Here is an 8,229-nt window from a genome sequence, read left to right as displayed (position 1 = left end):
GGACCTCACGGACTTCGCCGTCAGGAAGGCGCCGGAGACCACCTTGGACTTAACGCTTCTCTTCCTGCTACATGCTTCCCAACAGCAGCAACAGTTGCTAACAGCTGGGATCCTGCTATAGGAGAAGAGATAGGATCAGCACTTGGAGAAGAGGCAGTTGCACAGGACGTTGATGTGCTTCTTGGACCTGGTCTTAATATGAAGCGTTCTCCACTTTGCGGAAGAAACTTTGAGTACTTTAGTGAAGATCCTATACTTGCGGGTAAGATGGCTGCTTCATATGTAAGGGGAATTCAGAAAAAACACATTTATTCATGCCCCAAGCACTTTGCAGTTAACTCTCGTGAGTATCGCAGAATGGCTATGAATGCCGTTGTTGATGAGAGAACTCTTAGAGAAATATACCTTACAGCATTTGAGATAGCTGTTAAAGAAGGCGGCGCCAAAGCAATAATGTCCGCTTACAACGAAGTAAATGGTAAATATGCAAATGAAAATGAACATTTGCTTGTAGATATTTTAAGAAACGAATGGGGATTTGACGGAATAGTCGTAACTGACTGGGGTGCAAGTAATGATCATGTTGCAGGCGTTAAATGTCAGTCTAATGTAGAGATGCCTAATCCCGGACTTGATTCAGCAAGAGAGCTGATAAATGCAGCAACCAAGGGTGAAGGAAGAATAACTGAAGAAGAGATTGACAGAGCAATCCTTCCTATTATAGAAGCAGCTATCTACTTTAGAGATAACGATCACACTAAGGGATTTGATAAGGAAGCTCATCATGCTATTGCTAAAAAGGCAGCAGTCAATTCTGCAGTTCTTTTGAAAAATGATGATGACATCCTTCCTCTTGAAAAGGGCACAAAAGTATGCCTTAGAGGACCTTTTGTCAATAAGCCTCGTTATCAGGGTTCAGGAAGCTCACAGGTTAATTCAACTAAGGTTGAGACAATTGCAGATCAGATCAAGGGTTACGATCTTATGGTTGTAGACGATCCTGAAAAGGCAGATGTAGTTCTCTTTTTCTTCGGACTTGATGAGATTGCAGAGAGCGAAGGTGCAGACAGAATGTCAATAGACATCCCTGAGTACCAGATCAAAGAGCTTGAAGATCTTTATTCTTACAACAAACACATAGTTGGTGTGATGAGTGCAGGTTCATCAGTCAAGATGCCTTTTATCGATAAATTAAAGGGACTTCTTCACGGATACCTTACAGGTCAGGCAGGAGCATCAGCACTTCTTGACATCATAACAGGCAAGGAAGTTCCTACAGGAAAGCTTTCAGAGTCTTATCCTTTCTCATATGCAGACTGCTCTATAGTCAACTATGCAGATCAGGACAAGAGAAATCTTCAGTATCGTGAAGGACCCTTCATCGGATACAGATACTATGATACAGCAGATGTTGCAGTTCAGTTCCCATTTGGTTTTGGACTTAGCTATACAACATTTGAGTATTCAGACCTCCTTGTAGGAGCTGACGGCGTTAAGTTCAAGATCAAAAATACCGGTAAGCGTGACGGAGCAGAGATAGCCCAGTTATATGTAGGTAAGAGCGAGTCTGGTCTTATAAGACCAAAGAAGGAGCTTAAAGGCTTCAAGAAAGTATGGATCAAAGCCGGAGAGACCAAGGAAGTAGAAATTCCATTTGATGACAAGACCTTCCGCTACTTCTCAACTGTTTCAAATAAGTGGGAGATAGAAGGTGGAGAGTATCAGATATATGTAGGCGCAAGCGTTGCTGATATAAAGCTTAAAGGACAGATAGGCAAAGAGGGAACAACAGATAAACTTCCTTATGATATTGATACTCTTCCAAGCTACAAGATGGGAAAAGTAAGAAATGTTCATTATGAAGAGTTTGAAAAGCTTTATGGTGCTCCGCTTCCTGAAGAAAAGGTAGGACCTCTTGATATCAATGATGCGCTTTGCCAGATGAAGGATGCAAAGAGCGGCATCTGCAGACTGGTATACAAGGTGCTTAAGAGAAATCTTGATAAGTCTTATGAAAAGGGTGTTCCGGATCTTAATACAATGTTCATCTACAATATGCCATTTAGAGCTATAAGCAAAATGTCAGGCGGAATGGTATCAAGACAGATGGTTGAAAGTATTGTAACTATTGCAAACGGACATTTCTTCAAGGGTCTTGGCGGTGTGATCACAGGATTCTTTAAGAACCAAAGCGCTAACAAAAAGTATGAACAAAGACTTGCTCATAAGGAATGATCAGACAGACTTAAATGATACCAAAATCATTAATATGCTTAATAAAGTTCAGAATTTTGATATATAGCAATGAACTATATAAATGGAGGGAATTATGAATTTATGGATAAATTTTGTGCAGAATCACCCTGCTGCAGCAAAATGGGTTCGTGAGGGTGGACTGTTTGTGATCGTAAGTAATCTGATCACAGTATTTAAGTATTTGCTTCTTACATTTTTACCGGCAGCATTTGCATTCCTTGGTGATACATCATTTGGATGGCCTGGAATTCCTCTTACGATCGCTGGTGAAACCTTTGACTGGAACATACTTGGTTATGATCAGGCACACGGAGGACTTGCTTACTTCACAGCTTATATGATTGCAATGGTAATTGGTGAGTGCGTTAACTTCCCAATCCAGAAGCTCTTTGTCTTCCGTAATCATGATAAGCCAGGCAAACAGATTGCATGGTATGTTGCAGCATTTATAGTTATCACATGTATTGTTAACTCAATTAACTGTATCTGGGTTGCAGTTGCAGGTATTTTCGTTCCGGCATGGCTCTATAATATCGGAACAACAGTGCTTAACGGCGGTGTATCCATGGTGGTCTTCTTCTTTGTAAACAAGATCATCTTCCCCGAAACACCAAAGGCTGTAGAAGCATAAATAAGTGTTAAAGACATAAATGTTTGAAGCATAAATAAATGCTTAAGACATAAAGGTTTGAAACATAGAAGAGTGCTTAAAGCTTTATAGAAGCTTTGAGATAGATTTCAGTATTATTCTGAAAGAAGAGAAGGGAGAAGAAAAATGTTATCAATCAATATTGCGGACGTTATCGCCGTAATTCAAACAATGATTCCACAGCTCGTAGTTCTGGGTGTGGCATTAGTACTTGCTATCGTCGCAACAATTTGTGCGATCAAAGCAAAGAAGCCTTTAAAGGGCTTTATCAGAAAGGAAGCATGGCTTGCTTTCGCACTTATAGTGGTAGTAGTAGTTAACACTATATTACTTGGACCTGTTTATTCTATGGTAAACATGGCCATGGGTGGTGGCACAATTTCAGATGAGGCTATTGAAGAGGCCAAAGCTCTTTGTACAGAGATTGCAGAAGAGGGTATCGTTCTTCTTAAGAATGATGATGCAGCCCTTCCTCTTGCAGAAGGAACAAAGGTTAATGTATTTGGATGGTCATCAACAAATCCTATTTATGGTGGTACAGGCTCAGGAGCTCTTTCTGATGCATATCCTACAGTAGACTTCCTTACAGGTCTTACTGATGCAGGAATTGAGTACAACCAGGATCTTGTAGATTTCTATACAGGCTGGAGAACAGAAAGACCTACAGTTGGTATGATGGGACAGGATTGGACTATTCCTGAACCTACAATCTCAGAGTATGGCAGTCTTATTACAGATGCTAAGGAATACTCTGATACAGCAATTTTCTTCATCGCTCGTTCAGGTGGTGAGGGTGCCGATCTTCCAACATCTTATGACGGAGAAGATACTTTCTCTACAGAAGGAATGTTCGGAGCTTCAGGTGTTCGCTACTCAGATCAGGAAGATGACCTTGATGCATCAAAGTCATATCTTGAGCTTTCAAACAGAGAGCAGGCACTTCTTGATGAAGTAACAGCTAACTTTGACAACGTTATCGTAGTAGTAAACTCAGCTAATGCTATGGAGCTTGGCTTTGTTAATGATTATTCACATATCAAGTCAGTTCTTTACTGCCCTGGTACAGGTCAGACAGGATTTGACGCTCTTGGAGAGATCCTTGCAGGAAATGTTAATCCTTCAGGTAAGACAGCAGATACATTTGTAGCTGATCTTCTTACTACACCAACAGCTAATAACTTTGGTGATTTTGATTACACTAACATGGAAGAGTATGGTGTAGCTAATATGTTCGCTGATGGCGGCATGGCTTATCCTACTTTCGTTAATTATGTAGAGGGTATCTATGTTGGATATCGCTACTATGAGACAGCTTATGCTGAAAGCCTTGCCGGCAATATGGACTTTGATTATGACAATACTGTAGTATATCCATTCGGTTATGGCCTTTCTTACACAACATTCACTCAGGAGATGGGTGACATAACTAATGATGGAACAAACATTACTTTCGACGTTACAGTTACAAATACAGGTGATGTTGCAGGTAAGGACGTAGTAGAAGTTTACTACAATCCTCCTTATACAAATGGTGGTATCGAGAAGTCAGCAGCAAACCTTATTCAGTTTGCTAAGACACAGACACTTGAGCCAGGTGCATCTGAGACAATTACAATCACATTTGCACTTGAAGACATGGCTTCATATGATACATACGGCGAAGGCTGCTATGTTCTTGAAGCTGGAGATTATGAAATCTCAATCAATACTGATTCACACAACAAGATTGATACAGATACAGTTTCTGTAGATTCTACAATCGTTTATGACGAGTCCAACAAGCGTGAATCTGATGAAGTTGCAGCTACAAACCAGTTCGAGTTCGCTGAAGGTGATGTAACATACCTTTCACGTGCAGACGGATTTGCTAACTATGCTGAGGCTACAGCAGCTCCTACATCATATGAGCTTAGTGATGAGTACAAGGCAGAATATTACAACGAAACCAACTATGATCCTACAGATTTTAATGACGATTCTGATGTAATGCCTACAACAGGAGCTAAGAACGGAATCAAACTCGAAGAACTTCGTGGTCTTGATTATGATGATCCTATGTGGGATGAGCTTCTTGATGAGCTTACAGTATCAGAGATGAATACACTTATCGAGCTTGGTGGATATGAGACATCAGCAATTGATTCAATCGGTAAGGTTATGACTTACGACTGTGATGGTCCTGCTTCTATCAACAACAACTTCACAGGTCAGGGTTCTATCGGATTCCCTGCAGCAGTTATGATCGCTTGCACATGGAATAAGGATATGGCTCTTGCATTTGGTCAGTCAATCGGCCGTATGGCTAATGATATGGACGTATCAGGTTGGTATGCTCCAGCAACTAACACTCACAGATCTGCATTTGCAGGACGTAACTTCGAGTACTATTCAGAAGATGGCGTACTTGCAGGATGGATGTGTGCAAATGCTGTAAATGGTGCAAGAGAGTGGGGCGTATACTCATACGTTAAGCACTTTGCTATTAACGATCAGGAGACTAACAGAACCAACCTCCTTTGCACATGGCTCAATGAGCAGTCAATGCGTGAGATCTACCTTAAGTCATTTGAAATTGCATTCAAGAATTCAAATGCAGGTGCAACAATGGTTGCATTCAACAACATCGGTGTAGTACCTGCAGAAGCTTGCTCTGCACTTCTTAACACAGTACTTCGTGGTGAGTGGGGCTTTAGAGGTCTTGCTGAAACTGACTACTTCGGTGGTTATGGTTACCAGGATTCAGACAGAATGATCAGAAATGGTTGTGACCTTATGCTTGCTACATATGCTACAGATCAGTCAACAGTTACAGATCAGACAAGTGCTACATCTGTAATTGCCATGAGACAGGCTTCAAAGAACATTCTCTACACTGTAGTTAACAGCCGTGCATATGACTCAGCTATAAAGACAGGACTTCCTACATGGGAGAAGATCCTCTTTGCTATAGACGTACTTCTTGTTCTTATCCTTGCTTGTCTTGAGTACTTCGCAGTTAAGAAATATCTTGCCAAGAAGAAAGAAACAGAAGTAGTTGTAGAGAACGGTGCTCAGAAATAATCTGATATCGTTAGATAAGATATACATGGTAATAAAAAGTAAGTGATCACTTAAAAAAGGTGGGAGCGGTTATCCGTTCCCACCTTTTGCTAGTGCGAGATGTTCGTGCCTCCTATTATGCAAGATGTGTTAATGCTCATTTTATAAGGCACATATAAAACTGTTTTGGTTAATCGCCTTCGATTATTGCAAGTGCAAGTATACCTGCAATTACCATAAAGATGAAGAAATACTGCCTTGCAGTGAGCTTCTCCTTAAGGAATATACGTGACAGAAGAAGTGATACTACGCATACTGCAGAAATGATAGGAGCTGCAATAGCACCATTACCGCTCATTGCAAATACATAAGTGAACTGTCCTGCAGTTTCGCAGATAGCAGCAAGTATTTTATCACGCTGCTTAGGAAGTTCATATTTAACACCTTTTGAGCGGATGAAGATATAAAGAATGATCGCAACAAAGGCAAATGAAAGCTCATAACTTGTGTTGGCAACCTCTTCAATCGTGTCTTCTGTAATACCTACAAGAGGGCTTGTAGATACATCATCAAGATAATAAATATCAAAGAAACTACCGAATGCATCAAGGATTGCATATAAGAAAGGCATAGTGAAAGCGATTATAGCCATCTTCTTGCCAATCTTGGCCTTTCTGTTGGTAGTTCCGGTGTTTTCAAGAAATCCCACGCCTACAACGCCGACTGCTATAACTAAAATAGCTATAACAGATGGAATCTCAAGTCTTTCATGCAGGAATATAACGCATAAAAGGGATGCTATAGCGCCTGAAGTGTTCTCTATAGGATCAGATATGGACTCTTCGATAAAACGCATTCCAAAGAATGAAAAAGCCATCGATATGATATAGAGAAGTGACACAGGCAGATACATTATAAGGTTTATAGGATCGTAGCCAATATCCTTGGTCAAAAGAGTGAATATGGCGTGGATTCCCATTACTGCACCAACAGAGATGCAGATCTTAAGATGAGCATACTTTTCATTAGGTAATGCTCCCTTTTTATAGAATAGCTCGGCAAGACCCCAGATAAGGGTAGTAGCCAGTGTGAAAATAAACCACATACATTGTCTCCTTCTAGCCCATATGGGCGTATTATTATTTATAACCTTTAACTCGTTATTTCTATCATATAATAAAAATTATCGCAATTAAAAGCATAATCTTACAAATTTGGTTAAAAGAATAAAATATATTGTATGAGTAAAATTAATATGATATAAACAAATACGATGCAGACATTAGTTGGCCGGTATAATCTTTACAGGCTGATTAAGTTGATCAAATTGCAAGGATAGAAGCACATGTTTCTGCGCAAGGTTTGGGTTAATGTAAATTAGTATTTTGAGGTTATAGTGATGCTTAGTTATTTAAAACGTAAAGAGATATATGAAAATAAGACTACAGGGGCAATTATGCTTCATATAATGATTGCAGCCATCAGTCTTTTCTTTAATGGATTTGGAATTTATCTGACCATTCAGGCCGGTATTGGCGCAGGACCGTGGGATGTACTTAATCTTGGATTATCCAATACCTTTGGAATGAAATTTGGAACAGCTTCTATTATTGTTTCTCTTTCTATTCTTGTAATTGATGTATTGTTAAGAGAACCTATAGGTATTGCAATGTTTATTGATTCTATAGTTGTTGGTAAAGCTGTAGACTTTTTTGACAGCCTTGATCTTGTAAAGACCTGCAAATATTCTGCTCAGGGAATAATACTTATGCTTGTGGGACTTTTCATAATGGGCTATACCCAGTATACATATATGATAGCATCACTTGGATGCGGACCAAGAGATACACTCCTTGTCGGCCTGTCCAAACGTATTAAAAAGATTCCTATTGGAGCTATCAGCATAGTTTTACTCAGCCTTGCAACACTTATTGGCTGGATTCTTGGAGGACCTGTAGGAATAGGAACATTAATATGTGCATTTGCAACAGGACCTATAATGCAGTTTGCATTTCATACAGTTCATTTTAATGCCGCTCTTGTCCATCACCAGTCACTTACAGGTTCTATGAAGGTGCTTAGATCAAGGCATGCTTCTTGAATGTAAATTACAGAAACGCGCATTTGTTGTATTTTAATCTGATTTTAATCTTTCTAAAATCTTATATTAATTTGGGCTGTGTATCATTTCAGATATCAAATAAAACTTATCTGAAAGGAAGGAAACAATTTATGGAAAATTACGAAAAGGTTGAAAAGATCAGAGAGAAAACAGGAGTATCTTA

General features: G+C 39.7%; 5 protein-coding genes. 4 read left to right on the top strand and 1 reads right to left on the bottom strand.

Annotation, left to right across the window (positions count from 1 at the left end; genetic code table 11):
- The 3 genes from K6G87_RS00225 to K6G87_RS00215 all read left to right on the top strand — a co-directional run.
- Nucleotides 1-2,235, top strand: a 2,235-nt coding sequence (locus K6G87_RS00225; RefSeq protein WP_296832233.1) for a glycoside hydrolase family 3 C-terminal domain-containing protein, incomplete at its 5' end; no start/stop codon positions are given.
- A 94-nt stretch (nucleotides 2,236-2,329) separates the two neighbouring features.
- Nucleotides 2,330-2,887, top strand: a complete 558-nt coding sequence (locus tag K6G87_RS00220; protein ID WP_296832230.1) for a GtrA family protein — start codon at nucleotides 2,330-2,332, stop codon at nucleotides 2,885-2,887.
- Nucleotides 2,888-3,031: 144 nt separating this feature from the next.
- Nucleotides 3,032-5,965 carry a glycoside hydrolase family 3 protein gene (locus K6G87_RS00215; protein WP_296832227.1) on the top strand — a complete coding sequence of 978 codons (2,934 nt, stop codon included), beginning with the start codon at nucleotides 3,032-3,034 and terminating at the stop codon, nucleotides 5,963-5,965.
- 169 nt (nucleotides 5,966-6,134) lie between these two features.
- Here the strand turns inward: K6G87_RS00215 and K6G87_RS00210 are convergent, their stop codons facing one another.
- Nucleotides 6,135-7,049 (bottom strand): EamA family transporter, encoded by a 915-nt coding sequence (locus tag K6G87_RS00210; protein WP_296832225.1) that lies wholly within the window; start codon nucleotides 7,047-7,049, stop codon nucleotides 6,135-6,137.
- A 294-nt stretch (nucleotides 7,050-7,343) separates the two neighbouring features.
- Between K6G87_RS00210 and K6G87_RS00205 the strand changes: the two genes are divergently transcribed.
- The gene (locus tag K6G87_RS00205) at nucleotides 7,344-8,045 is read left to right on the top strand and encodes a YczE/YyaS/YitT family protein (RefSeq protein WP_296832222.1); all 702 of its coding nucleotides are present in this window, start codon (nucleotides 7,344-7,346) and stop codon (nucleotides 8,043-8,045) included.
- The last annotated feature ends 184 nt before the right edge of the window (nucleotides 8,046-8,229 follow it).

The organism is Butyrivibrio sp., assembly GCF_024699075.1.
The sequence above is the reverse complement of the archived record's forward strand: the minus strand, read 5'-3'. Positions and strand labels throughout refer to the sequence as shown.